Consider the following 24,902-nt stretch of genomic DNA (forward strand, 5'->3'; position numbering starts at 1 on the left):
GCTGAAGCCGAGTGCGCATTCGCCTCGGTGGGCCTCTCGATCACTCTCTCGAGGGTTTTTACGCTATGGCCGATTCGACTGGGCTGCGCTCAGAAAGCGCTCGAAGGCTGCATGCGCACCGGTAACCATCTCAGACCAGTCGCATGCCGATGCGTGCTGTTCGAGCTTTAGTACAAAGCTCGGCCAAAGCGGCTTTGCACTGCTATGGCTGAGATAGCGTAGCGGGGCGGATGGGTTGGCTTCGGCGACACGCCGCGCAAGCACGCGGCCGCCCAGACGTGAGCCTTCTATCACGTAAGCGGCCCCCCAGCACCAGCCAGAAGACAGGGCGCTGCCAAGCGGCGGTGGTGTTGGTTCCAAACAGCCCAACGCCTGAAGATCTTCGAGCAGCACCTGACGTCTGCTGCGTTGCGGCCAGTCGTCGAGCATCGTTTCGATGCCTGCTTGCTCCAGTGCAATTTCTAGTGGGATAAGCGCCTGCGCATGGGCTTGGAGAAAAGCCCGATAACCATCGGGCTCATCCAGCCGATACGCCGAAAAGGCAGCATCGACGCGTTCGTGCTGCTGCGCGGTGGCTGCGCGCAATCGGTCTCGCAAACTATCCATCAGGCCGGATTGCTTTCCTTAAGAACCATGCTCAGCTTGCGCGCCAGTTGTTCCTCGCGAAACGGCTTTTGGATGATCGTCGAGCTGCCCATTCCCAATTCGCCAAGTTCGGCGTAACCGGTGATGAACACCACGGGCAGCTTGGGATAACGAGACAATACGGCTCGGGCGAGTTCGCCGCCGTTCATACCCGGCATGGCAAAATCGGCAAGCACAAGGTCTACCGCCGCGCCTTGTTCCAGCATTTCCAAAGCCATACGGCCGCCTTCAGCCTGAACCACTGCGTAGCCGAGGTTGCTCAGCATCTGCGCGGTAACTTCGCGTACGGCGTGGTCGTCGTCGACCAGCAGCACCTTATGCGAGGCGTCGTCGAAGGGGGTGCCTTGATCATGATCCGGTACACCAAGGCTCTGCTCGGGCGCGGTTACCCGAGGTAGATAGACCATCACCGTGGTGCCCACGCCCAGCTCGGTCTCGATGCGCGCACCACCGCCGGACTGCTTGGCAAAGCCGAACACCTGAGCTAGCCCAAGCCCCGAACCCTTGCCGACTTCCTTGGTGGTGAAGAACGGCTCGAAAGCTTTCTGAAGGACTTCGTCGCTCATGCCTGAGCCGGTGTCCTTGACCGACAGCACGACGTATTCGCCTGGCCCAGGCTCCTCAGCGCGTTCGGCTGGTGCGGTAATGACTGCGTTGTCAGTACGCAGGGTCAGGCACCCTCCGGAGCCCATCGCGTCTCGCGCGTTGATGGCAAGATTGAGGATGATCATCTCGATTTGCGTCGGATCGACCAGCGCGTGCCAGAGCCCTGCACGAGTATCGGTCTCGATGGTTACGGCGCCGCCCAAGGTGCTGTGTAACAGGCTCAACAGACCGACCAGCGTATCGTTGAGGTCCACAGCCTTGGGGGCAAGCTGCTGTCGGCGAGCGAAGGCGAGCAATTGGCTGGTCAGGGTTGCGCCACGCTCGCCGGATTCCTGGATGTATTGCAGGCGATTGAGTGCCTTGGCCAGCGGTGCACCGCGTTGCAGATCATTCTTGAGGAAGCTGGCGCTGGTGAGGATCACGGTCAGCAGGTTGTTGAAATCGTGCGCGACGCCAGCTGTGAGTTGGCCGACCGCCTCGAGCCGTTGCATCTGTTGCAACGTGGCCTCGATGCGTTCGCGCTCCTTGATCTGCTCGGTCAACTCCCGGTTGGCGGCGGCGAGCTTGTCTACCGCTGCTATTTCACTGGTGATGTCGCGCGCTGCGGCATACATCATCCCGGCCTCCGGCACGGCGGTCCAAGACAGCCAGCGGTAGCTGCCATCACGATGTCGCATACGGTTGACGAAACGGTCGGTCACGTTGCCGCGACGAATGCGTTCGGTTTCCATTTGGGTCGCGCTGAGGTCATCGGTGTGCGCCAGGGACCATAGAGGTGTGTTGAGTAACGCTTCACGGGGCCAACCAAGCGCTTCTTCCCATGCGGGGTTGAGTGCAACCACCGTGGTGTCGAAACGCATCACAGCGAGAAGGTCACGTGACAGTTCCCAGGTCCGGTCACGCTCACGGGTGCGCTCTTCCACACGCTCACCCAAGGTTTCGTTCATGCGTTTGAGCGCTTCGGTCGCCAGCCTTTGCTCGGTCACATCCATGACCACGCCAATGAAGCGCTTGCACACGCCGTCTTCGAAAAAAGCTTGGCCGCGGGTTTCGAACCAGCGGATCTGACCTGATCCCAGCATGATTCGAAAGTCAGTCGTGTATTCCCTATCGCCACTGCCTGTGCTGATGGCGCCCCAGACATGGTCGCGCATGCGTTGCAGGTCGTCCGGATGGCACAAGGACTCGAACAACTGATCGTCTAAAAGCGCATCTTCCGACAGGCCGAACATGGCTCTACACCGGCGATCCACGATCATGGTGCCGTTCAGCGGCTCGTAATCCCACATACCCAGTCCCGCAGCGTCTATGGCCAAACGGGCACGCACTTCGACCTCGCGTAGCGCTTCCTCCGCACGCAATCGACCTTGACGCTCCTGGACTTCGCTCAGCGCCCGCTCCACAGCCTTCGGAAGAAAACTGAGGTTTTGCTTCAGTACGTAGTCCACGGCGCCCGAGCGCATCATGTTCACAGCATGTTCTTCTCCGAACACGCCGGAAAGAAAGATGAAGGGTGTTTCGGGCGCCAATTGCCTTGCTTCCTGCAGCACCAGACTGCCGGAATAACCAGGAAGGATGAAATCGGAAAGAATGAGATCGAAGGTTCGACGTTGCAGAGCTTCAACAACACCGGCGTGGTCGAAAACCACTTCGCTATTGACTATGTAGCCGCTCCTTTCGAGCGTGACGAGCGCTAGTTCAGCGTCATGCGGACTGTCTTCAACAAACAGGACGCAGATAGGTGTTGTCGCCGGCATAACCATCCTGTCGCGGATATCGCACTACTTGAAAGGAGTCTGCTTCAAAGCCTGAGGATGCGCGCTTCAGCTCGGTTCCTCATTGCTTTTGCGATCCCGATGTTGGCGCTGCAACCGCAGCGATCCCGGAGGCGGCTCGTTCAGCACGGCCCAGAAGATCCCAAGATCGGAGATAGCGGCGACGAAATCACGGAATTCGACCGGTTTTACCACATAAGCGTTCACTCCGAGCTCATAGGCTCTGACCAGATCGGGCTCTTCGCGCGAAGAGGTGAGCATCACGACGGGAATGCTGCGCAGGTCAGCCGTGTCGCGTATGGTCTTCAGCACCTCCAGCCCATCGACCTTCGGCAGCTTCAGATCCAACAAAAGCACGGCCGGATTGCCATCGGCACGGTTGGTGTAGTCGCCGCGGCGGAGCAGGTAATCCAAGGCCTCGGCGCCATCGCGCATGACAATGACATCATTAGCCAACTGGCTGCGCTCGAGCGCTACCAATGTCAGCTCCAGGTCGTGTGGATTGTCCTCTACCAGCAGAATCGGTTTGAGCATTTAGAGTCCCGTACTAAATGGGTGACGCATAGGTAAGTCTGGGAAGCGAAAAAAAGAAGGTTGCGCCCTGGTTGACCTCGCCGTTGGCCCAGACCTGACCATCGTGACGCTCGATGATACGGCGCACGCTGGCCAGACCGATCCCGGTGCCTTCAAATTCCTCCATGCGATGCAACCGCTGGAAGACGCCGAATAGTTTGTTGGCGTACTGCATGTTGAAGCCCACGCCATTGTCTCGAACGTAGACGATTATTTCTTCGGCACGCTCTTCTGCACCGATCTCGATGATCGCGTGCTCACGTTTGCGGCTGTACTTGATGGCGTTCGAGATCAGATTTCGCAACGCCATATGGATGAATGCTGCGTCGGCGACCACGATAGGCATAGGGTGAACCTGCCACTCTATCTTTCGCCCTTCGCAATCAGGTGCCATCTCCAATCGGATCGATTCGACCAACGCCGACAGATTGACATCCGAAAGGCGCAACGCGGCGCGGCCCATCTGCGAAAAGCTCAGCAGGTTATCTACCAGCGTACCGGCGAAGCGGGCCGCGTCGCCGATGTTGTCCAAGAAGCGCAGACCGCGCTGGCTGAGCTTGCTACCTTCAAGCTCACCGAGCAACTCGGCGTAGCCGGCTATATGTCGCAACGGCGCACGTAGATCGTGCGAAACGCTGTATGAAAACGATTCGAGCTCCTTATTACTTTCGCGAAGCTCTCCGGCCAGTTGAGCCATTTCTTCGGCCTTGCGCAGTACGATACCCAGCACAGCGGTGCGAAGTTCCAGCGCGCCTTCCAGCTCAACTTCCTGCCAGGGTGATGCGTAGCCGCGTACGGTCTCCTGCCAGCTTTCAAAGCTGTGGCGAGGAGAGAGGCCGCCCTGGCTGTCGATCCGCTTCTCTGGCTGACCGGCCCAGGTCACCGTCTTGATTTGTTCGCGGCGAAACCAGATCAGGTAATGCGGGTGCAGGCGAGAAATGGAAATCGCCAGCAAGCCAGCGCAATGTTCGGCAAGCTCAGGAACGGTGGGTACGTCGCGGCTGACGCAGTCGGTACTGAACACCAGCTGTTCACGTTGCTGGGACAGCCACTGGGTCAGGCGTATCAGAAGGGCGGCTGGCGGCGTCTCGCCCACCGGCTCGGAGTGCTCGCCGGAGACGATGGCGCTGCCGACCGCACCGGCGAACGCCAGAACAACTTGCGGCAGACACTTGAAGCCCTCGATAACACTGTCCCGATCCGCCATGGACGAAAGCATCTCGACGATCTGCCGACGCAATTCAAGCTTGCGCTGTGACAGCGACGCTGCTTCCTTTGCTTCGATCTGAAGAGAGAGGATGCGCCCAAGTAATTCGCATGCTGTACGCGTCTGGTAGCTGACCTGTCGCGGCTTGGCATCGTGACAGGAGATCAGGCCCCAGAGGCGTCCCTGAATGACGATGGAGATCGACATCGAGGCTTGGGTGCCCATGTTGCGCATGTACTGAAGGTGGACAGGCGACACGCTGCGCAGTGAGGCGAAACTCAGATCCAGCGGTTCCCCGTCAGCGTTAAGCGTGGGTACAACTGGGGAGGGTTTGTAATTGACGTCCTGAATCACGCGGATCAGGTTATTGCAGTACAGCTGTCGCGCCTGCGGCGGGATGTCCGTAGCGGGAAAGCACAGGCCTAGGTAGCTCGGATAGCCCTGGTCGGCCAGCTCAGCCAGTACATGGCCGTTGCCCTGGGCATCGAATCGATAGGCTTTGACCCGACCGAAGCCAGTGATGCGCTTAACCTCATGAACAGCCAGTTGGCAAATGTACCGAAGATCCTGGGCTTCCTGTAGCTGCACAACGAAGGTGCGCATTAGAGGATATAGCTTGTCGTATGCCGCACCTGGGCTCCCCGCCGATTCGAATTCGACGATCAGCTTGCCCTTGTAGCGGTGAGCCATCAGGGCTAGCGGAGGATGGTTGCTGCGGCCCGGCAGATTGAAGTTGATATCCTGCAGGTGAAACGGGTTGTGGTCATCGTCGGCCAGGGTGGCCAGTCCTTCGGCGAAACCGCACTCGCCGATGAGTTCGGTCAACGGCTGGCCGAGCAGCATCTGCGCATCGACGCCGAGCCATTCGCGAACGTTTTCGCTGGCCTGGGTAATGGTCAGTTCGGGCTCGCTGAGTGCCAACAGAAAGCCGTGGGGCTGAATGCTGCCGGGGATATGGATAGGCTCATCACCGCATTGGGCGATGGCCTTGGCGAGCATGTCTTGATCTTCGATGGATGCCACAATTTCTCCTGTCGAGCCCGTACAAGGCTGATGGCGAGCGAGCAGGCACCAATTGCGGTTGCTACCTAATGGTCTGTGGCTGCGAGGCGGACCAATGATTACCTGCGAAACCTACCGGTGCGCCATATATTCCAAGCGGCATGTACTTTAGCGCGACTAGGGCTGGCTAGCCAATGCGCAGGCTTGTATAAACGGCGCATTCTCAAGACTGTCGAAGGGGGACTGTCATGGAAGAAGTAATCGAGCAGCTGCGTGAACTAAACGAACCGGTGCCGGTGCCGCTTGAGCTGCCGGATGATGACCGGCTGGTCGAGGTGGAAGAAGAGTTGTTGATCAACCTGCCCTACGGCCTGCGGGAGTTCCTGCTAACGGTGAGCGACGTGGTCTACGGGCGTCTGGAGCCGGTGACCGCGGTCGATCCGCAATCGCATACCTACCTGCCCGAAGTGGCCGCAAACGCCTGGGATGCTGGCGTTGAGCGAGACCTGCTGCCGATCTGCCAGGACGGCCCGGACTTCTATGTCGTGGATCTCGAAGGCGAGGTCATGCTGTTCGACGGCAGCGAACACGAGATGACTGACGAAAGCTGGGAGTCGGTCTGGCATTGGGCGCGTGACGTTTGGCTGGAGAGCTGATGCGCCGGTCAAGTGTTGCGCCACGCTCAGGCTTCAATCACCGAAGCGGCTTGCAGCCCTCTTGCCGGTCTCAGAAATGGTAACGCTCGACAACATATTCCTTTTCCTGATAGTGCTTAGTGTGGGCGCCTGGCTATGGCATTCCCACGGCATCCGTGAGCGCGCGTTGGCCGCGGTGCGGCAGCACTGTAAGAAACTGGACGTAGAACTGCTTGACGGAAACGTCGCCTTCCGCCGCCTCGGGTTGATCCGTGACGCCCGCAGCCAACGTCGCTTTGCCCGCGTCTACGGCTTCGAGTTCACCGTCACTGGTGAGCAGCGGCACCAAGGCAGCATTGTCATGTTTGGCGCACGTCCGGGCCCGATAGAAATGGATGCGCACCCGTTTCCCGCTCGTCAGGACTCCGGCCAAGTCATCCAGATGGACGACTGGCGTCGACGAGGCGAGTAGGCGTATAGCTCATATCCGGCAAGCGACCATTTCGTCATTCAGACGTTTCTCATCCTGAGCTGTCTCGAAGATCAGCTCGAGCCGAGAGTCCTTGCGCCACTCGCTGGGACTGAACACCAGGGCCTGCCCGCCCACTGCGTTAGCTGACTGCCAGCCCTGCGGCCCTTGCATGACCAGCTTGGCGCGGCGCCAGTTCAGCGATTCCAGCCACCTCTCGATTCGCTCCAGATCGAAGCGCTGGCTGGGGTGCCAGCGCCAGCCGATGCTCCAGCCTTCCGAGCTACCTTGGCTCTGGCATAGCGGTTGTCGATGGTCCAGCCAGACACTGCCCAGGCTTGCCATGGAAGAGGGCAGGGATGGCGCACTCTCAGCGCTACCAGCGCGCTGGTCGATGCCTGGCAAGTCGGCGATGGGCAGTTGGCCGTATTCAGTCCAGCAGACAGGTATCGACGGCAGCAGCGCTTGAAGGGCCTGCCGTTCAGTTTGGTCCAGGCTTTCGCTTTTGTTCACCACAAGCAGGCCGCAACGGTGTAGCGACTGCTGTTGGCTTTCTGGAAGCGGTTCACCGCGCAACAGCACCGGCCCGTCAATGACCGCTATGCTGGGCTGCACGGCAAGCACGTCTCGCCATGGAGGGCCTGCCAGCTGATCAAGCAGCTCGGCCGGATGACCGAGCCCGGAGGGCTCGATGAACAGTCGATCCGGCTTTGCGTTGCGCAGCAGTCGGCCCAGACCTACCTGGAAGGGCACGCCGTTTACGCAGCACAGGCAGCCACCGGCAACTTCCGTCAGGCTGACGCCTGATTCATCTGTACTTAGCAGCGCGGCGTCGAGCCCGATCTGGCCGAACTCATTGATCAGCACCGCCCAGCGCTCACTGGCGGGCCGTTGCGCCAGCAGGGCACGTATCAGGCTGGTCTTGCCAGCGCCAAGTGAGCCGCTGATCAGATGTGTTGGGATATTGGAAAGCATGGCGCCATGGTGCGCATTCTGTTGACCGGAGGAAAGGAGTTTTCGGCACCTGCGTGCTAGAGTCGCGGCGTTCGATTAGAAGGAGCGGGTGATGCGTTCGCTGTATGTGCTGCTAATAATGATGGGGCTTTGCGCTGAGGCGTTTGCTCAAGGCTGCATCGTTCACAGCCAGGACGATCGGATCGAAGTAAAAGTCTGCCAGCAGAATCGCACCATACCCAATGAGTTGTTCCGCACAGGGTTCTGTCAGCCCGCGCTCAAGGATCAGGACGTCGAAGTGACGTTCGTTGAGCAATGCCCGTCTGGCGCGTTCGGCATTTGCCGCAACGCCCAGGTGTCAAACATGCCGTATCGCCAGGACATCTACTACTACGGCGTCGCCAGCGATGCGCGCTTCCTGCAGCCCGCCTGCGAGCAGAACAGTGCTGGCGAATGGGTCGCCGAGTAATCGTCTGGCGGTCGCGTTGCGTTTCACGTGAAACGTTTCGGTCGTTAGCGCTGAGGCTTCAGGGTGCCGCAGTCTTTGCCAACCCACTGACCGCGCGATTGCATTCGACTGGTCCCCTGCTGCTCGCCTACGGTGTACGCCGTCTCGATCATGTTGGTCACCTCCCGCTCGCTGATGACCTTCGTCTCGCCCTGGCCCGTTGCGTCCGGGCACTCGAAACGGAATCGCCACAGGTTGTCGGTTTGCTCAGTCACTTCCTGGGTGCATCCGGGCTCGTCCTGAAAAGGCAGCTCACGTGATTGAACCTGCGCTTCGCTCAGGCAAATGCGGATACCGCCGGAACCCAACTCGACGCCCTGTTCGGAGAGCATGCTCTCCATCATCTCGCGCTGCTCAGGTGGGAGCTCCTTCATTTGCGCCAACATCTCGGACATGCCAGGCATCTGCATGCCGTCGACTACCAGCTTTTCGCTGGTGAATTCCCACAGACCGGGGAGTATTGGCGCGGCCTGAACGGGTAGGGAGGCAGCAGCCAGTGCAGCCAGGGTGAGCCGGGCGAGGCGGTTCATGGCGATCTCCTGCAATCGATCAGGTTAAGAGCCTAGTTCAGACTCACCAAAGCCCCAACCGAAAATAAAAACTTCGACACAGGCCAAACTCCCATGGTCTTACGATGATGAGAAGCGTTAGCATTAGCGTTTTCATTGTTAAGGCGACGAACGATGGCGTCTGACGGTCTGGTCCGGCAACAATTGGTGCATCGGCTATATGTCGACCACCTAGGCTGGCTGAACGGTTGGTTGCGGCGTCAGCTCGGCTGCAGTCAGAAGGCAGCTGACCTCGCCCAGGACACCTTCGTACGGGTGCTAAGCAAGGATCAGTGTCTGGACGCGATCCGTGAGCCGCGTGCTTATCTGCACACCATCGCCCGAGGTCTGTTGATCAACCACTGGCGTCGTCGACAGATTGAGCAGGCCTACCTCGACGCTGTCACGCTGCTGCCCGAGGCTGTAGCACCGTCACCGGAACATCAGGCGCTGGTGGTCGAAACACTGTTGCGGGTCGACGCCATGCTGGCGCGGCTGCCGGAAAAAGTGCGGCGTGCTTTTCTGCTTTCACAGCTGCAGGGCATGACTTACGCATCTATTGCGCTGGAGCTAGGCGTGTCCGAAAGGATGGTCAAAAAATACATGGCGCAGGCCATGCTGCACTGCCTGACCCTGATGGAGGATGACGCGTGAGTCTCGATTATCAGGTGCTACAGGCGGCCGCCCAGTGGTTCGCCGTGCTGCAGTCGGACAGGGTCAGTGATGATGAGCGCGAGGCGTGGCAGCGCTGGCTCAGCGACCCCGAGCACAAACGGGCCTGGCGGCGCGTCGAACAGATCAGTGGTCGTATCGTGCCGCTTACCCGCGATCCATTTGGTCCACAGGCCAGTGCCTTGCTGCAGCGCCGACAGCCGACCCGGCGGCAGGCGCTAAAAACCCTGACCGTCGTGTTCGGCGGGGGCGTTCTGGCCTTGTCCGGGGGCGTCATGCCCTGGCGCAGCTGGGTGGCCGATCAACGCACGGCGGTGGGCGAGGTGCGCGATTGGCAACTGCCTGACGGTTCGCAGCTATGGCTCAATACTGACAGCGCGGCGGACGTCGATCTCAGTGATCAGGTTCGCCAATTGTCGCTCTACCAAGGCGAGCTGTTGGTGCAGGCCAGCAACGAGCGACGGCCTTTGGTGCTGCATACCGCCGAGGGCAGCGTGAAGACCGATGACGCTGCGCGTTTTTCGGTCTTGCAGCGCGACGGTCGTACGCAGCTCAGCGTTTACGATGGTTCCGTTGAGGCTCGGCCTGCCAATGGCCGTTCGCGCACCGCGCTGCGAGGCCAGCAAATCAGCTTCGACCGACGCTATATCGAACCCGATCGTCCGGTTCAGATGGGACGGCAGGCCTGGGTCCGTGGCGTGCTGGTGGCCGACAACCTGCGGCTAGATGATTTCGTCGCCGAGCTAGGCCGTTATCGTCAAGGCTATCTGGGCTGCGATCCTCGCATCGCAAGCCTGCGTGTGGTGGGTGCTTATCCCTTGGCAGATACCGAGCGTGTGCTGGACGTCCTCGCCAATACCCTGTCGCTGCGCGTTCATCGGCCTCTGCCGTGGTGGGTCAGCCTTCAACCAGCGCAAGCTGAAGTCTGAAGCGATTCAAATGGAAAATATTCTTATCCGCAGTTCCCTTTTTGGTCGAGCCGTTGGGCATATCCGCAACGATCGATGTTTTGCCCCAGCAAAAAGGATGAATCATGCGTTCCAATGCCTTGCCGCAACACCGTTCCAGCACGCTGTCCCAGGCCGTTCGTGCCGCCATGCTCTGTCTGCCGCTGGCTACCTTTGCCACCGCACCGATGGCCCTAGCGCAATCGGTGAGTCAACAGACCGCGCGTAGCTATGACATTCCTGCCGGCTCACTTTCCACCGCTCTGAGTCGCTTCGCTGGCGAGGCCGGGGTGATGCTATCAGTAGATGGCCGCCTGGTCGGGGATCGTCAGTCCAGAGGTTTGCAGGGCCAGTACGGCGTCCAGGAAGGCTTCGACATCTTGCTGCGAGACAGTGGACTCCAGGCGGTACGTGACGAGGGCGGCAACTATTCGCTGGTGCAGGCGCCGTCTCGCGAACAGGCACAAGCCGTGGAGCTGAAGCCTATGATGGTGGAGGCCTTCGCCTTGGGCAACGCGCTCGGAGAGATGGAAGGCTACACCGCGACCCACAGTAGCGTGGCGACCAAAACCAGCATGGCGCTGGCCGAGACCTCGCAGACCGTGTCGGTGGTAACCCGGCAACAGATCGAAGACCAGGGCTCGCGCTCGGTCGCCCAGGCCGTGCGCTACACGCCCGGGCTGATGAGCACGCCCTACGGCGCCACGACCCGTTATGACTATGTCGCCATGCGCGGCATTACCGACGGCTCGGTGGACAACCTCTACCTCGACGGCCAGAAACTGCTTGGCGACAGCGGCACCTACAGCAGCCTGCAGGTCGATCCCTATTTCGTCGAGCGCATCGACATCCTCAAGGGTCCTTCATCGGTGCTCTACGGCCGCAGCCTGCCCGGTGGCCTCGTGGCGATGACCACGAAGAAGCCGCAGTACGAAGCGAGCCGGCAGATCCAGCTGTCCTACGGCAGCGAGGACTACAAGCAGATCGGCTTCGACTTCACCGGCCCATTGGACGACGAGCGCATCGCCTACCGCTTGGTTGGCGTGGCCAAGGACGCTGACAACCAGGTCGATGGTGTCGAGGAAAAGCGCTATGCGTTGATGCCCTCTCTTAGCATCGACTTTACCGAAGACACCCGCCTGACATTGCAAGCCATGCTCCAGCATGATCCAGAAAGTGGCTACCACGGCGGCCTGCCGGCTGACGGCACGGTGACCTCGCACAACGGCCAGCGGATCTCGCGCAGCTTTTTCGAGGGCGACGAGGACTACGAGAAGTTCGAGCGCGACCAGCAGATGATCGGCTACCAGCTCGAGCATCGCTTCAACGACACGGTGTCGGCGCGGCAGAACTTCCAGTATCTGGATTCGACCGTCGGATCCGGTCAGGTCTACCAGTACGGCTACGTCAGTGCCGACGAACTGGTGCGCTACTACACCGGCGCTGATGAGGTGCTACATGCCTGGACACTGGATAACCAGCTCCAGTTTCTGTTCGATACCGGCGCGCTGAGCCACACCCTGGTCACCGGGCTGGACTACCAGCGGCGCAAGGCAAAGGTCAGCTACGACGCCGGCTACGGACTCAGCAGCATCAATCCCTACACTGGCAGCGTGACCGCCGGCAGCCCGGTGTTCTACCACCAGTACGACGAGTCGCGGGAACTGGAGCAGACCGGGTTTTATGTGCAAGACCTTATCAGCCTGGATAACTGGCGCTTTTCCCTTGGCGTGCGCCAGGACTGGGTTGATGTGTCCTTCGAGCAGACCGAGTCGATGTACGGCGACCAGGCGGATCAATCAAAACTCGAGCAGTTTACCGGCCGCGTTGGCGTGCTCTATGCATTCGACAACGGCCTGTCCCCCTACGTGAGCTATTCGGAATCGTTTAACCCCAATGCGACGGGTGCCTACAACTACAGCAACGGCGCGTATGACATCACCCTGCTCGATCCGACCGAGGGCGAGCAGTACGAAGTTGGTTTGAAATACCAGCCGCTCGGCACCGACGATCTCTACACGATTTCACTGTTCGACCTGAAGCAATCGAACCTGTCCAGCAAGGATTCCAACGAGAACTTCTTCCGCTCCGTCGGCGAGATCACCTCGCGCGGTGTCGAGCTGGAGGCCCGGTTCGCGCCCATGGAAAATCTAAACGTACTGGCCAGCTACACCTATATGGATGTCGAGTACAGCAAGGACTACATCGGCACGGCCGGGGTCAACAACCGCGGCAACACACCAAACGCCGTAGCGCGCAACATGGCGTCGCTGTGGGCCGACTACACCCTGCCGAGCGGGCCGTTGACAGGTCTGCAAGTCGGCGGCGGCGCGCGCTATTTCGGCAAGAGCTGGGCGGATGCGGAAAACACCCTGCGCATTCCGTCCTACACGCTTTATGACGCCATGATCGGTTACGACCTATCCCGCGTCGGCATGAGCGGCCTGGGCGTGCGGCTGAACCTGAACAACCTGACCGACGAGAACTATGTCGCTGCCTGCAATAGCCTCAATCAGTGTTATTACGGCGAAGAGCGCAACGTCATGGCGACCCTCACCTACGACTTCTGATTAGTGGTCGTGAGCCGCTGGCTAAACGGCCGGCGGCTTTTGGCTATTGGAAAACGGAAACCAACGATGCGTCCGATCCTTGTTCTTCTGCACCGCTACATCGGCCTAGCCACGGCGCTTTTCTTGTTTCTGGCAGGCATCACGGGCAGCGTGCTGGCGTTCCACCACGAGCTGGATGAATGGTTGAATCCGGAGCTCTACCACACCGTCAGCGAAGGCCCCGTGCTGGCGCCCGGAGATCTGGTCGAGCGGGTCGAGCAGGCCAACCCGCGCATGCAGGTTTGGTACATGGAATTTCCGGACGAGCCAGGGCATGCGGCGCTGATGGCGCTGGTGCCGCGCAACGATCCGCAAACCGGCAAGCCCTATGAAGAGAAGCCGGTGGTGAACTACCTCGACGCGGTGACAGGGGAGTTAGTCGGTACCCGCTACTGGGGCGAGTGCTGTTTCTCCCGCAAAAACTTCGTGCCATTCATCCTCGAGTTTCACTACAACCTGACCTTGCCGGGAAGCTGGGGCATTTGGCTGATGGGTATCGTCGCGATCTTCTGGACGCTCGACTGCCTGGTCTCATTGCTGCTGACCTTTCCGCGCGGTAAGCCGTTTTTCGGCAAGTGGTGGACTGCCTGGAAGATCAAGCGACAACGCCTCAACCACGACGTGCACCGCGCCGGAGGGCTATGGTTGTGGTTGCTGCTCACGCCGGTGGCCATCAGCAGTATCGCAATGAACCTGCCCGAGCAGGTCTTCAAACCGGTGGTATCGCTGTTCTCGCCGGTCGAGCCGAGTGTCTACGCGGCACGCGGCAAGCTGCCAAAGGACGAACTTGGCGTGACCCAGTACGATTTTCATCGGGCCTACGACTATGCCATGCAGCACGCTGCCGATCTGGGGCTGAGCGAACCCATCGGCGAGCTGTACTACAGCTTCGAATACAACTTTTATGGTGCCGGTTTCGGTGACCACGACAGCAACCAGGGCAACGCCTGGCTGTTCTTCCACGGTAGCGATGGCACTCAATTGCTGGGCCAGGAGATACCGGGGCAGGGCACGCTCGGTGAGCAGTTTCACATGCTGCAGCCGGCCATTCATGGCGGACGGATTCTCGGTATGCCGGGGCGTATTCTGATTGCGGTATTGGGGGTGGCGATTGCCGTGCTTTCAGCAACCGGCGTCGTAATCTGGTGGCGCAAGCGTCGCGCTAGAAAGCTGGTGGTCAGCAGGCGTGAAGAGGCAATGCAAGCGGTCTGACTGACAGCTTATGCGTTGAGTCAATGGAGGGTGGATCACGCTTCACCGATCCACCAGCCAACCTTTACAGCCCACTCATGGCAAAGCCAACGCCCTGAAGCGCGTGAATTAGGAGGAGCCGTCCGCTTGCGCGGCGCAGCTCCAAAGTTCCAGCGCGGGCTGGTCCGCTTTTGGCGGGCCGAGCCATTCCCCCAGGGCGTGACAGCGTTGGTCAAAGCACAGTTGGTAATCCCCTGCTTCGGGAGTCCGTCCCACTCGCAGGGGTTGCAACGGCGACATCTGACGCTGGTAGTGCCAGGCCCCGTCACGCAGTTCGGCGTCATCCGGGATGTCCATCCCGGCACCTGAACCCTTGACCCGCGCTTCGCCGAGCAGCAGCCCGTCTGGCGTCACGCGGTAATCCTCTTCCCAGCGGATCCTCTCGATCGTGTGGGTCCAGGCCAGGGTGAACTCAGCTGTGGGCACCTGCGCCCACACCACCCCAGCCAGTCCCAGGCAAAGTTCGATCACGCCAGTACCGGGCCGGCCCGGCGGGCCCGCACGATGTGTTGGGCCAGCAGCAGAATGCCGATGCCAAAGCCGATTTCATCCGTGATCGGCATGGCCATGATCAGTGTCGCACCGGCGGCAAAGCCGAGCACCCGCTCCCACCAGGCAAGGGGTCGCTGCAGGTAGCCGATCGTGACGATGCCCCAGAGACCAATGGCAAAGCTCGCCTTGACCACCATGTAGGCGGTCATCCACAGGCTGTCGCCCTGCATCATCAACGAGGGGTTATAGACCGCCATGAACGGCACCACGAAGCCGGCGACGGCAATGCGCACCGCCCATAGGCTGATCTTCAACCCGGTCTCCTTGGCAATCGGTGCCGCAGCGAAGCAGGCCAGGGCCACAGGAGGCGTGAGGTCGGCGAGAATGCCGAAATAGAACACGAACATGTGCGAGACGAGCAGCGGTACGCCAAGATCCAGCAAGGCGGGTGCGGCGATGGAACTGGTGATGATGTAGTTGGGGATGGTTGGGATGCCCATGCCCAGCACCAGGCATGTGGCCATGGTCAGCACCAGCGACAGGAACAGGTTGTTCTCACCGACGGCCAGGATGTAGCCAGCAAAGGTCGAGGCCACACCGGTCAGCGATACCACGCCGATAATCACGCCGACCAGCGCACAGGCGATACCCACCGGCACTGCGTGGCGCGCGCCTTCTACCAGTGCATGCAGGCACACCACCAGGGTGTCGCGGCCGCCTTTGATGAACCAGCAGACCGCCACCAGAGCGGCAATGACCGCGAATATCACGCCGATACCGAGTTGGAAAAACCCGGCACAGAGCACGCCCAGCGCGATCCAGAAGGCGATGCGGATACCGAACGACGACACCTTCAGGATGATCGCCGATCCGAGGATCACGATCGCGGTCAGCGCAAGGCCGACCATGCCGGAGAACAGCGGCGTGCGTCCGGAGAACAGCAGGTAGACCAGAACACCCAGCGGAATAAGCAGATACCAGCGTTGCTTGACCGCCGCCATCGCGCTAGGGCACTCCTCTTTAGGCAGGCCTTTGAGATTGGCGCGCTTGGCTTCCAGGTGGACCATCCAGAACACCGAGCCGAAGTACAGCAGGGCGGGGATCAGCGCAGCCTTGGCGACTTCGATGAAGGGCACGTTGATGGTCTCGGCCATGATGAACGCCACGGCCCCCATGACCGGCGGCATCATCTGGCTGCCCATGGACGATGTCGATTCAACGCCGCCGGCAAAGGCGGCCTTGTAGCCGAAGCGCTTCATCAGCGGAATGGTGAACTGGCCGGTCGTTACGACGTTGGCAACGCCGGAACCGGTGATAGTGCCCATCAGTGCGGACGACACCACCGAGACCTTGGCCGGGCCGCCCAGCTTGTGGCCGAAGAGCCCCATGGCAAAGTCGGTGAACAACTTGATCATCCCGGCCTGCTCGAGAAAGGCACCGAAGAGGATGAACAGGAAGATGTAGGTGGCGGACACGTAGGTCGGGGTGCCGTAGAGTCCTTCGGTACCGAATGCGAGCTGGTTGACTATCTGATCGATGCCGTAACCACGGTGGGCGAGGTCGCCCGGCAAGTACTGCCCGAGCAAGCCGTAGGCGAGGAACATGGCACAGATGATCGGCAGGGCGATACCCATGACCCGGCGAGCGGCCTCGAATACCAATGCGATGAGCAGCACGCCGACCGCGAAATCGAGGGTCGTGAGGTCGCCTGAGCGCTGGATCAGGTCAGCTTCGAAATACCACTGGTAAAACGCGGTCCCCATGCCGGCCAGGCCCAGGACCCAGGCCAGTGGCTGCCAGGGGCGGCCGTTGCCTGCGGCGGGAAAATACAGATAAACGACCATCAGCAGGAAGCCGACATGTCCGGCTCGCAGTACCTGGCTCGATACCGGGTGAAACGCCGCCATGACAATTTGGTAGATGGAAAACAGCAGCGCTACATAAAACAGTGCTTTTGGCCAATCGGCTGCGCTACCTGCCAGGCCTTCCTCTTGTTGTAGTTCGCTCATGAAATGCCTCGAGCTGATAAAGCGTGGTCGCGTAGAGCCGCTAACAAAACCTGCCGTGATCCCACGCTGGTTTTACTAGCGCCTCTTCAGAGTTGGGTTGGGCGATCCGCGAGCGTCAGGACAGACGCCCGCGGTTCAGACTGGGCAGCACATGGGCCGCCCAGGGCGTAATCAGAGTACGCCGGCTTCCTTGTAGTAACGCTCGGCACCTGGATGCAGCGGGATCGGCAGCGCCTTGGTAGCGTTTTCCAACTTGATGTCCTTGGCGGCGGAATGCGCATTGCCCAGCTGGTCGAGGTTCTCGAACAGCAGCTTGGTCATCTGATACGCGACGTCATCCGGCACGTCCGAATGGGTCACCAGGATGTTGGTGATGGCTACGGTCGGCACGTCGGCTTCTTGGCCATCATAGGTACCCGCTGGGATCTTCGCTGCCTGATAGGCTTCGTTGCCGATCTTGGCGACCACGTCCGCAGGGATTTCCACATAGTTCAGCGGCATGGTCGACGCCAGGTCGCGAATGGCCGCCATACCCAGGCCAGCGGACTGCAGGGTGGCATCGAGCTGACGGTTCTTGATCAGCTCGACAGACTCGGCAAACGGGAGGTATTCCACTTTGCCCATGTCTTCGTAGCTCAAGCCGGCAGCCTTGAGGATGGCGCGGGCGTTCAGCTCGGTACCGGATTTCGGCGCGCCAACGGAAATCGATTTGCCCTTCAGATCTGCCAGAGTCTTGATGCCGGACTCCTTGCTGGCGACGATCTGGATGTAGTTGGGGTAGCTGCCGCCGATAGCGCGTAGTTTTTTCAGGGGTGCCTTGAAGCCCGCTTCCTCGACGCCGTTCCAGCCGTCAGCCACGGAATCTCCAAGGGCAAAGCCCAGCTCGCCACGGCCGGACTGAAGCAGGTTGAGGTTTTCAACCGAGGCCTTGGTGGCCTGCACGGAGGTTTTGGAGCCATCGATGCCTTTGCTGTACAGCTGGGAGATGGCAACACCGATCGGGTAGTACACGCCGCTGGTGCCTCCCGTGAGGATGTTGATGAACGTCGGGGCAGCAACCGCTGCAGTACTGGCGGTGAACGCCGCTGCGGCAGCAAGTAGGCTGATGCGTTTGGTCAATCTCATGGTGTTTCTCCGTTTCGTTGTTATTGGTCTTGCTGAACTGACGATAGACGATCAACTACAGCGCCAGGGCTGCATGCAACGACAAGATAAGGGAGACGGCGACGGGACGTGCTTTCAGATGGAGCAGGAGCGCTGTGCGGCTTTCTTGTCGTTGGTCGTCGCATCGGGCCATTTGGGCAAAGCACGAGCTGTGCCAGACGCAGCGGAGGCTCTATTCCGGTGAGTCCGGGTCTGCGCAGGCTTGTCGGGTGGCAAGAACCCGCTCATTGCTGGCGCTGTATAGGCGGATTTTTGCCTATGTTTGCACGCTGGATGCGAACCAAGAGTGGCTGCTGGCGTCGCAACAGAAGACCCCACGCCAGCGAGGTGCAGCAATGGCCAGTGAAATCAGTGCACAGGAACTCGGGATTGACATCAGCCAGGGCGAAGGCGAATTGTTCAAGTGGTTCATCGCCAGCTTTCTGTTCGGCAAGCGCATTCAGCAAGATATCGCAGCGGATGCCTACCGCGTCATTGTCGAGAAGCACAGGCGTGACACCCCGAGGAAACTTTGTAATTGCAGCTGGCAGGAGCTGGTAGACATGCTCGGTGAAGGTCACTACGTTCGCTACGACGAATCGACTGCCGAACGGCTGCTCAAACTCTGCGAAAAGCTCAACCGGGAATATGGCGGTAAGCTCGGCAACATTCGCGAGCAGAGCAAGGACCGCGCAGAGCTTGAGAAGCGCCTGGCCGAATTCGAAGGCATCGGGCCCAAGACCGTGGAAATATTCATGCGCGAGGCAGAAACGGTCTGGTATTGAGGTCTGCCGACCAGCCGCGCTTGCGCTATGGAACGATACGGCTAGAGTGGCCCGATTCTAGTTTGAAGCCCCAACCATGCGTGCCGTATTGTTCGTAATCAGCCTGACCTTGTTTCAGCTGGCCTCGGCCGGTCCGGCGCCGTATTACCAATGGCAGAGCAAAGCCGATGGCACGGTGATCTGCCGCCAGACTTCGCCTGGGCATGGCTGGGAGCTGCTCAACGGCCAGCCTTTCCGGGACCTCAACTGCACCATGCCGGCCGGACGTATAGACAGGCCCAACGCCGTGCCGGGCTTTTATCCCCAACCGGGTCGATAGCCGTTAGCGGTCGATGATTCGCAGCAGCGCGTCGACTGAATCCTGTAATGCGCCGGAGTTGTCCAGCAGGACCACGCCATCCAGCAAATGCTCGAAACGCGCATTACGCGCCAGCCGCGCCTCGATTTGCTCCGGTGTTTCGCGGTTGCGCTTGAGCAGGCGCTGGCGCAGCACCTCCGGCCGCACGCTGAGTACCACCACCAGCATATCCGGGTAGCGTTTGCGCGCCTGCTCAAGGTAACCACGTGAGCCATTGACCAGAACGTCTTCGCCTGCGGCGAGCCATTGTTCGATCAGGACCGGAATGCCATAGGCCAGATCATTGGCTCGCCAGCTCATGGCAAAAGCCCCGCTGCGCTCCAGTCGATCGAACTCATCATGGGAGACCGCCTCGGCAGATTCACCCACGGCTTCGGCTGATCGTGTAATGACCCGCCTTGCAATGCGTACGCCGCGCTCGGTCAGTTGCTCGCGCGCGGCATCGAGCAAGCTGTCCTTGCCTGAGCCGGAGGGACCAACGAGATAGATCAGCCTGCCTTTCATCGAATCCTCTGTTACCTTGCCATTCGCCTCGCCAGTGCCGTACAGCCTGCCAGATTTCCGCTTAGGCTTGTGCTTCTCTCGCCGCTGGTGCTACCTGAGCCCGACACACTCTATTTTTCATGCTCGACCTTTCTATATATTTTGGCCTGTTCAGCGCCGCCTTTGCCGCGGCCACGCTGCTTCCGGCGCAATCCGAAGCCGTGCTGGTCGGGTTGCTGCTGCACGGCGCGCAACCGGCAGCGGCGCTGCTGCTGGTCGCCACCCTGGGTAATGTGCTCGGTTCGCTGGTGAACTGGCTGCTGGGGCGCTCGGTCGAGCGGTTGCGCCACAAACGCTGGTTCCCGGTCAGCGACAGGCAGCTCGAACGGGCGCAGCGACGGTACCACCGTTACGGGCGCTGGACGTTGCTGCTGAGCTGGGTGCCGATCATCGGCGACCCGATAACGGTGATTGCCGGAACCCTGCGCGAGCCGCTGTGGAGCTTTCTGCTGTTGGTGACCCTGGCCAAGGGCGGGCGCTATCTGCTGCTCGCGGCGATCACGCTCGGTTGGCTGTAGGGGCCGGCCTTGCCGCATCGTTAACCTCAGCGTAACGAAACGCCTTTGCGCTTGATTGATGACCTCCGGGTCCCGTCCCTACTGTGCGCTCCACAAGCGGAAATACTGTGGAGTCAGCATGACAACAACAATCTCCCCACCGCCGCAGTGGTCGCGTCGTCGAGCCGAAAAAGCTCGTCGTCTCGATCAGGTGCGCAGCCTCGCCGACGGCGTGGTGCTGCCCAGCGAGCGGATCGTCGATGCCCTGCAATTGCTGATCGCTCCTGGTGATCGGGTGGTGCTCGAAGGTAACAACCAGAAGCAGGCGGACTTCCTATCTCGCTCGCTTGCCCAGGTCGACCCCGGCAAGCTGCACGACCTGCATATGATCATGCCCAGCGTCAGCCGCTCCGAGCATTTGGATCTGTTCGAACGGCAGATCGCGCGCAAGCTCGATTTCTCCTTTGCCGGCCCGCAGAGCCTGCGCATCAGCCAGCTGCTCGAAGACGGGCTGCTGGAAGTGGGCGCTATCCATACCTACATCGAACTCTATTCGCGCCTCCTGGTGGATCTGATCCCCAACGTCGCGCTGGTGGCCGGCTTCCAGGCGGATCGTCACGGCAACATCTACACCGGCCCCAGCACCGAAGACACCCCCGCACTGGTGGAGCCGACTGCTTTCTCCGATGGCATCGTCATTTTCCAGGTCAACGAGATCGTCGACGAGCTGCCACGCGTTGACATCCCGGCGAGCTGGGTCGATTTCGTGGTGGTGGCGGACAAGCCGTTCTACATCGAGCCGCTGTTTACCCGCGACCCGCGTCACATCAAACCGGTGCACGTGTTGATGGCGATGATGGCGATCCGCGGTATCTACGAAAAACACAACGTGCAGTCGCTCAACCACGGCATCGGCTTCAACACCGCGGCCATCGAGCTGATCCTGCCGACCTACGGCGAATCCCTTGGCCTGAAAGGCAAGATCTGCCGCAACTGGACGCTCAATCCGCACCCGACGCTGATCCCGGCCATCGAGACCGGCTGGGTGGAAAGCGTGCATTGCTTCGGCACCGAGCTGGGCATGGAGAATTACATCGCCCATCGCCCGGATGTGTTCTTCACGGGCCGCGACGGATCGATGCGCTCCAATCGCATGATGTGCCAGCTGGCCGGGCAGTACGCGGTGGACCTGTTCATCGGTGCAACGCTACAGGTCGATGGGGACGGGCATTCCTCCACCGTTACCCGTGGTCGCCTCGCTGGTTTCGGCGGCGCGCCAAACATGGGCCATGACCCGCGCGGTCGCCGTCACCCGACCCCGGCCTGGCTGGACATGGCCATGCCCGGCGGTGAAGCCCCAGTGACCATGCTCGAGCGCGGCAAGAAGCTCGTCGTGCAGATGGTCGAGACCTTCCAGGAAGGCGGCAAGCCCACCTTTGTCGAGCAGCTCGATGCAGTGCAGGTGGCCAAGAAGAGCGGCATGCCGCTGGCGCCGATCATGATCTATGGCGACGACGTGACCCACCTGCTCACCGAGGAAGGCATCGCCTACCTGTACAAGGCTCGCTCGCTGGAGGAACGCCAGGCAATGATCGCCGCGGTGGCCGGTGTTACCAGCATCGGCCTGCGGCACAACCCGAAAGACACCGAGCGCATGCGCCGTGAAGGGCTGATCGCGCTGCCGGAAGACCTCGGCATCCGCCGTAACGATGCTTCCCGTGAACTGTTGGCAGCCAAGAGCATTGCCGAACTGGTCGACTGGTCTGGCGGCCTTTACAACCCGCCAGCCAAGTTCAGGAGCTGGTGATGAATGCGCTCATAGCACCTCAGGCGCAGCCTACGCTGGCCGAGCGCCTGGCGGACCTGGCGGTACAGGCTCTGACCGATGAGGCCGACCTCTCGCCCAAGCCGGGGCTGGTGGACCGGCGCGGCAGCGGCGCGCACAGCGACCTGCACCTGGGGCTGATGCATGCCTCGGCGCAATCGCTGTGGCCGACCTTTGCCGCCATGGCCGATGCCGCACGCAGCGAAGGCCAGATTAGCCAACCGCTGCGCGAAACTCTCGGTCATCTCGGACGGGAAGGCGAAGCGGAAATGCTTCGCGTGACGGGTGGCGTTAATACTCATCGCGGTGCGATCTGGGCGCTGGGGCTGCTCAGCGCGGCGGCGATGCTGGAACGCGGCGCTTCGGCTGGCGAGATCGCAGCCAGCGCTGCCGCCCTGGCGCGGCTGAACGATCCGGCCGCGCCGCACAACCCTGACAGTCATGGCGCACGGGTCTGCCGCCGCTATGGCGTGCTCGGTGCCCGCGAACAGGCGCAGCACGGATTTCCCGCCGTACTGCAGCTTGGCCTTCCACAACTGCATGCCAGCCGTCGCGCTGGTGCCGGTGAGCAGAACGCCCGGCTCGATGCGCTGCTGGCGATCATGAGCACCCTGACCGACACCTGTGTGCTGCACCGCGCCGGTCTCGAAGGGCTGACCCGCATGCAGCAGGGAGCCCGCGCCGTGCTGGACGCGGGTGGCGCCGCCAGCCTTGCCGGACGTCGCCAGCTGCGCCTGCTCGATCGCGACATGCTCGCCCTCAACGCCTCGCCGGGCGGCGCCGCCGACCTCTTGGCCGCCACTCTTTTCCTCGATCGCCTGGCGCCCACCGCGCCGGCGCCGACTGGGAGCAATTGAACATGGAAACCCTGTCTTTCGAATTCGCCGCCGGGCAACCCGCCCGCGGCAAGGCCCTGGTCGGCGTGGTCGGCTCGGGCGATCTGGAAGTGATGCTCGAGCCCGGTCAGGCCGGGAGGCTGGCGATACAGGTCGTCACCTCGGTCAATGGTGCCGAGCAGCGTTGGAAGAGCCTGTTCGAGCGGATGTTTCGCGAGCAGACGCTACCGGCGTTGAACATCGATATTCACGATTTTGGGGCCACACCCGGCGTAGTGCGTCTGCGCCTGGAGCAGGGGTTGGAGGAGGTCGGCCATGACTGATTCGTCTGCTGAAACTGTGGCCCGTTTACTCAAGTCGCGCAGCTTCGTCGAGCTCGGCGCCCGCCAGCGTGCCCGCGCACTGCTGGACGAGGGCAGCTTCCGCGAACTGCTCGATCCGTTTGATCGCGTCACCTCGCCCTGGCTGCCGAAGCAGGGCATCGTCACCCAGGCCGACGACGGCGTGGTGGTGGCCAAGGGCACCATCGATGGGCAGCCGGCGGTAATCGCCGCCATCGAAGGCGCCTTCCAGGGCGGCAGCATGGGCGAAGTCGGCGGTGCGAAGATCGCCGGCGCCCTGGAGCTGGCCGCTGAGGACAACCGCAACGGCACCCCGACCCGCGCCGTGCTGTTGCTGGAAACTGGCGGCGTGCGTCTGCAGGAAGCCAACCTGGGCCTGGCCGCCATCGCCGAAATCCAGGCGGCCATCGTCGAGCTGCGCGAATACCAGCCGGTCATCGGCGTGGTGGCGGGCTCGGTCGGCTGCTTCGGTGGCATGTCCATCGCCGCCGGGTTGTGCAGCTATCTGGTTGTCACCCGCGAGGCCCGTGTCGGCCTCAACGGTCCGCAGGTGATCGAGCAAGAAGCCGGGCTCGACGAGTACGACTCGCGCGACCGGCCCTTCATCTGGAGCCTGACCGGTGGCGAGCAGCGCTACGCCTCCGGGCTGGTGGACGCCTATGTGGCCGACGACACCAATGCCATCCGCGATCAGCTGCATGAACTGTTCGCGCTCGGCAAACCTGCTCAGCCGCGCAGCCGTCGCCATGCCTGGTTTCTCCAGCGCCTGGCTGACACCGATACCCGCACCCAACTCGACGCCGCCGCCGTGCGTGCCCTCTATGAAGGAGAAGCCAGATGAGCCGTGGACTGAACTGGTTGCAAGCCTTGGCCGGCGGCCAGGCACAGGCGGGCTATCCGGCCTCGGTGAAGGTGGTGGATGGAACACTGGGCGAGCGTGCCGCGCGGTATATCGCGGTGGTGCCGGATGCCGAGAATCCCTTTCCTCGGGCCCGCAACGGCGAGGTCGGCCTGCTTGAAGGCTGGGCGCTGGGTCAGGCGCTGGACGAGGTCATCGCAGCCGATCACGACAAGGCGGACAAGCGAGTGGTAGTCGCCGTGGTCGACGTGCCGAGCCAGGCCTACGGGCGGCGCGAGGAGGCGCTGGGCATTCATCAGGCGCTGGCCGGTGCAGTGGACGGCTATGCCCGCGCACGCCTAGCCGGTCATCCGGTGGTCTCGCTGCTGGTCGGCAAGGCCATGTCCGGCGCGTTTCTCGCCCACGGCTATCAGGCCCAGCGGACCATCGCCCTGCGTGACCCGGGCGTGATGGTGCACGCCATGGGCAAGGCCGCCGCGGCGCGCATCACCCTGCGCAGCGTCGAGGAGTTGGAAGCGCTGGCTGAATCGGTGCCGCCGATGGCCTACGACATCGACAACTACGCAACCCTCGGCCTGCTCTGGGAAACCCTCTCCGTGGACAACATCGAGCAGCCCTCAGCGGACGATCTGGCGCGTGTGCGCGACTGTCTCGCCAAGGCCGTGGCAGACATCGGCGGCAGCAGCGATCTGAGCGGCCGCCTCGGTGCGGCGAACCGTGAGGCGTCGTCGCGGGTGCGGGAGATGCTGCGCGCCCAGTGGTAGCGAATACCTGAAGCGGCCGTATCCGCCGAACTCATCAGCGACTCGACAA

25 protein-coding genes are annotated in these 24,902 nt (G+C 61.4%); 15 read left to right on the plus strand and 10 right to left on the minus strand.

Annotation, left to right across the window (positions count from 1 at the left end; all coding sequences use genetic code 11):
• Window positions 1-63: 63 nt before the first annotated feature.
• The 4 genes from JQR87_RS00120 to JQR87_RS00135 all read right to left on the minus strand — a co-directional run bounded on the left by JQR87_RS00120 (window position 64) and on the right by JQR87_RS00135 (window position 5,829).
• Window positions 64-606 (minus strand): biliverdin-producing heme oxygenase, encoded by a 543-nt coding sequence (locus JQR87_RS00120; protein WP_407293868.1) that lies wholly within the window; start codon window positions 604-606, stop codon window positions 64-66.
• The gene (locus JQR87_RS00125; protein ID WP_407293865.1) at window positions 606-3,008 is read right to left on the minus strand and encodes a response regulator; all 2,403 of its coding nucleotides are present in this window, start codon (window positions 3,006-3,008) and stop codon (window positions 606-608) included. Before JQR87_RS00125 ends, JQR87_RS00120 begins: the two co-directional genes overlap by 1 nt.
• A 66-nt stretch (window positions 3,009-3,074) precedes the next feature.
• Window positions 3,075-3,560, minus strand: a complete 486-nt coding sequence (locus JQR87_RS00130) for a response regulator (RefSeq protein WP_407293863.1) — start codon at window positions 3,558-3,560, stop codon at window positions 3,075-3,077.
• Between the two features lie 13 nt (window positions 3,561-3,573).
• Window positions 3,574-5,829 (minus strand): ATP-binding protein, encoded by a 2,256-nt coding sequence (locus tag JQR87_RS00135; protein ID WP_407293861.1) that lies wholly within the window; start codon window positions 5,827-5,829, stop codon window positions 3,574-3,576.
• A gap of 227 nt (window positions 5,830-6,056) precedes the next feature.
• On the opposite strand from JQR87_RS00135, the gene JQR87_RS00140 reads away from it, so the two are divergent.
• A complete protein-coding gene (locus tag JQR87_RS00140; protein WP_407293859.1) occupies window positions 6,057-6,464 on the plus strand; it encodes an SMI1/KNR4 family protein in 408 nt (135 codons plus the stop codon).
• A gap of 76 nt (window positions 6,465-6,540) precedes the next feature.
• Window positions 6,541-6,915: a DUF3301 domain-containing protein gene (locus JQR87_RS00145; RefSeq protein ID WP_407293857.1), complete on the plus strand. Its 375-nt coding sequence runs from the start codon at window positions 6,541-6,543 to the stop codon at window positions 6,913-6,915.
• A 9-nt stretch (window positions 6,916-6,924) separates the two neighbouring features.
• Here the strand turns inward: JQR87_RS00145 and JQR87_RS00150 are convergent, their stop codons facing one another.
• The gene (locus tag JQR87_RS00150; RefSeq protein ID WP_407293855.1) at window positions 6,925-7,887 is read right to left on the minus strand and encodes a CobW family GTP-binding protein; all 963 of its coding nucleotides are present in this window, start codon (window positions 7,885-7,887) and stop codon (window positions 6,925-6,927) included.
• A gap of 118 nt (window positions 7,888-8,005) precedes the next feature.
• Here JQR87_RS00150 and JQR87_RS00155 point away from each other — a divergent pair, with 118 nt between their 5' ends.
• On the plus strand, window positions 8,006-8,335 hold the full coding sequence (locus JQR87_RS00155) for an NADH:ubiquinone oxidoreductase (protein ID WP_407297872.1): 330 nt from the start codon (window positions 8,006-8,008) through the stop codon (window positions 8,333-8,335).
• A gap of 44 nt (window positions 8,336-8,379) precedes the next feature.
• Here the strand turns inward: JQR87_RS00155 and JQR87_RS00160 are convergent, their stop codons facing one another.
• Complete coding sequence (locus JQR87_RS00160; protein WP_407293853.1) at window positions 8,380-8,904, minus strand: DUF3617 domain-containing protein; 525 nt, start codon at window positions 8,902-8,904, stop codon at window positions 8,380-8,382.
• 153 nt (window positions 8,905-9,057) lie between these two features.
• Here JQR87_RS00160 and JQR87_RS00165 point away from each other — a divergent pair, with 153 nt between their 5' ends.
• The 4 genes from JQR87_RS00165 (at window position 9,058) to JQR87_RS00180 (ending at window position 14,362) form a co-directional block, all read left to right on the plus strand.
• Window positions 9,058-9,576 carry a sigma-70 family RNA polymerase sigma factor gene (locus JQR87_RS00165; protein ID WP_407293850.1) on the plus strand — a complete coding sequence of 173 codons (519 nt, stop codon included), beginning with the start codon at window positions 9,058-9,060 and terminating at the stop codon, window positions 9,574-9,576.
• Entirely contained in the window at window positions 9,573-10,523 is a 951-nt protein-coding gene (locus tag JQR87_RS00170) for a FecR domain-containing protein (RefSeq protein ID WP_407293849.1), read from the plus strand. Before JQR87_RS00165 ends, JQR87_RS00170 begins: the two co-directional genes overlap by 4 nt.
• 104 nt (window positions 10,524-10,627) lie before the next feature.
• Complete coding sequence (locus JQR87_RS00175) at window positions 10,628-13,111, plus strand: TonB-dependent siderophore receptor (RefSeq protein WP_407293847.1); 2,484 nt, start codon at window positions 10,628-10,630, stop codon at window positions 13,109-13,111.
• Between the two features lie 66 nt (window positions 13,112-13,177).
• Window positions 13,178-14,362 (plus strand): PepSY-associated TM helix domain-containing protein, encoded by a 1,185-nt coding sequence (locus JQR87_RS00180; protein ID WP_407293846.1) that lies wholly within the window; start codon window positions 13,178-13,180, stop codon window positions 14,360-14,362.
• 108 nt (window positions 14,363-14,470) lie between these two features.
• Here the strand turns inward: JQR87_RS00180 and JQR87_RS00185 are convergent, their stop codons facing one another.
• From JQR87_RS00185 to JQR87_RS00195, 3 genes are all read right to left on the minus strand, one after another.
• Complete coding sequence (locus tag JQR87_RS00185) at window positions 14,471-14,872, minus strand: DUF1850 domain-containing protein (RefSeq protein ID WP_407293844.1); 402 nt, start codon at window positions 14,870-14,872, stop codon at window positions 14,471-14,473.
• A complete protein-coding gene (locus tag JQR87_RS00190) occupies window positions 14,869-16,902 on the minus strand; it encodes a TRAP transporter permease (RefSeq protein ID WP_407293843.1) in 2,034 nt (677 codons plus the stop codon). The genes JQR87_RS00185 and JQR87_RS00190 overlap by 4 nt, the downstream gene beginning before the upstream one ends.
• Before the next feature lie 171 nt (window positions 16,903-17,073).
• On the minus strand, window positions 17,074-18,027 hold the full coding sequence (locus JQR87_RS00195; protein ID WP_407293841.1) for a TAXI family TRAP transporter solute-binding subunit: 954 nt from the start codon (window positions 18,025-18,027) through the stop codon (window positions 17,074-17,076).
• 374 nt (window positions 18,028-18,401) lie between these two features.
• On the opposite strand from JQR87_RS00195, the gene JQR87_RS00200 reads away from it, so the two are divergent.
• Together JQR87_RS00200 and JQR87_RS00205 are read left to right on the plus strand one after the other, a co-directional pair.
• Window positions 18,402-18,830 (plus strand): DNA methylase, encoded by a 429-nt coding sequence (locus JQR87_RS00200; RefSeq protein WP_407293838.1) that lies wholly within the window; start codon window positions 18,402-18,404, stop codon window positions 18,828-18,830.
• Window positions 18,831-18,906: 76 nt separating this feature from the next.
• Window positions 18,907-19,149, plus strand: coding sequence for a hypothetical protein (locus JQR87_RS00205; protein ID WP_407293836.1), 243 nt, complete (start codon window positions 18,907-18,909; stop codon window positions 19,147-19,149).
• Window positions 19,150-19,152: 3 nt separating this feature from the next.
• Here JQR87_RS00205 and phnN read toward each other — a convergent pair whose 3' ends face one another.
• A complete protein-coding gene (phnN, locus tag JQR87_RS00210; protein ID WP_407293833.1) occupies window positions 19,153-19,692 on the minus strand; it encodes a phosphonate metabolism protein/1,5-bisphosphokinase (PRPP-forming) PhnN in 540 nt (179 codons plus the stop codon).
• A gap of 119 nt (window positions 19,693-19,811) precedes the next feature.
• Between phnN and JQR87_RS00215 the strand changes: the two genes are divergently transcribed.
• From JQR87_RS00215 to mdcE, 6 genes are all read left to right on the plus strand, one after another.
• Window positions 19,812-20,249, plus strand: coding sequence for a YqaA family protein (locus JQR87_RS00215; RefSeq protein WP_407293830.1), 438 nt, complete (start codon window positions 19,812-19,814; stop codon window positions 20,247-20,249).
• Between the two features lie 118 nt (window positions 20,250-20,367).
• Entirely contained in the window at window positions 20,368-22,035 is a 1,668-nt protein-coding gene (gene mdcA, locus JQR87_RS00220; protein ID WP_407293828.1) for a malonate decarboxylase subunit alpha, read from the plus strand.
• On the plus strand, window positions 22,035-22,910 hold the full coding sequence (locus JQR87_RS00225; RefSeq protein ID WP_407293826.1) for a triphosphoribosyl-dephospho-CoA synthase: 876 nt from the start codon (window positions 22,035-22,037) through the stop codon (window positions 22,908-22,910). Before mdcA ends, JQR87_RS00225 begins: the two co-directional genes overlap by 1 nt.
• A 2-nt stretch (window positions 22,911-22,912) precedes the next feature.
• Window positions 22,913-23,212 carry a malonate decarboxylase subunit delta gene (locus JQR87_RS00230; RefSeq protein ID WP_407293825.1) on the plus strand — a complete coding sequence of 100 codons (300 nt, stop codon included), beginning with the start codon at window positions 22,913-22,915 and terminating at the stop codon, window positions 23,210-23,212.
• The gene (locus JQR87_RS00235; RefSeq protein WP_407293823.1) at window positions 23,205-24,071 is read left to right on the plus strand and encodes a biotin-independent malonate decarboxylase subunit beta; all 867 of its coding nucleotides are present in this window, start codon (window positions 23,205-23,207) and stop codon (window positions 24,069-24,071) included. The genes JQR87_RS00230 and JQR87_RS00235 overlap by 8 nt, the downstream gene beginning before the upstream one ends.
• A complete protein-coding gene (gene mdcE / locus JQR87_RS00240) occupies window positions 24,068-24,853 on the plus strand; it encodes a biotin-independent malonate decarboxylase subunit gamma (protein WP_407293820.1) in 786 nt (261 codons plus the stop codon). The genes JQR87_RS00235 and mdcE overlap by 4 nt, the downstream gene beginning before the upstream one ends.
• The last annotated feature ends 49 nt before the right edge of the window (window positions 24,854-24,902 follow it).

This window comes from Stutzerimonas stutzeri (assembly GCF_051028275.1).
Classification (GTDB): Bacteria; Pseudomonadota; Gammaproteobacteria; order Pseudomonadales; family Pseudomonadaceae; genus Stutzerimonas; species Stutzerimonas stutzeri_AS.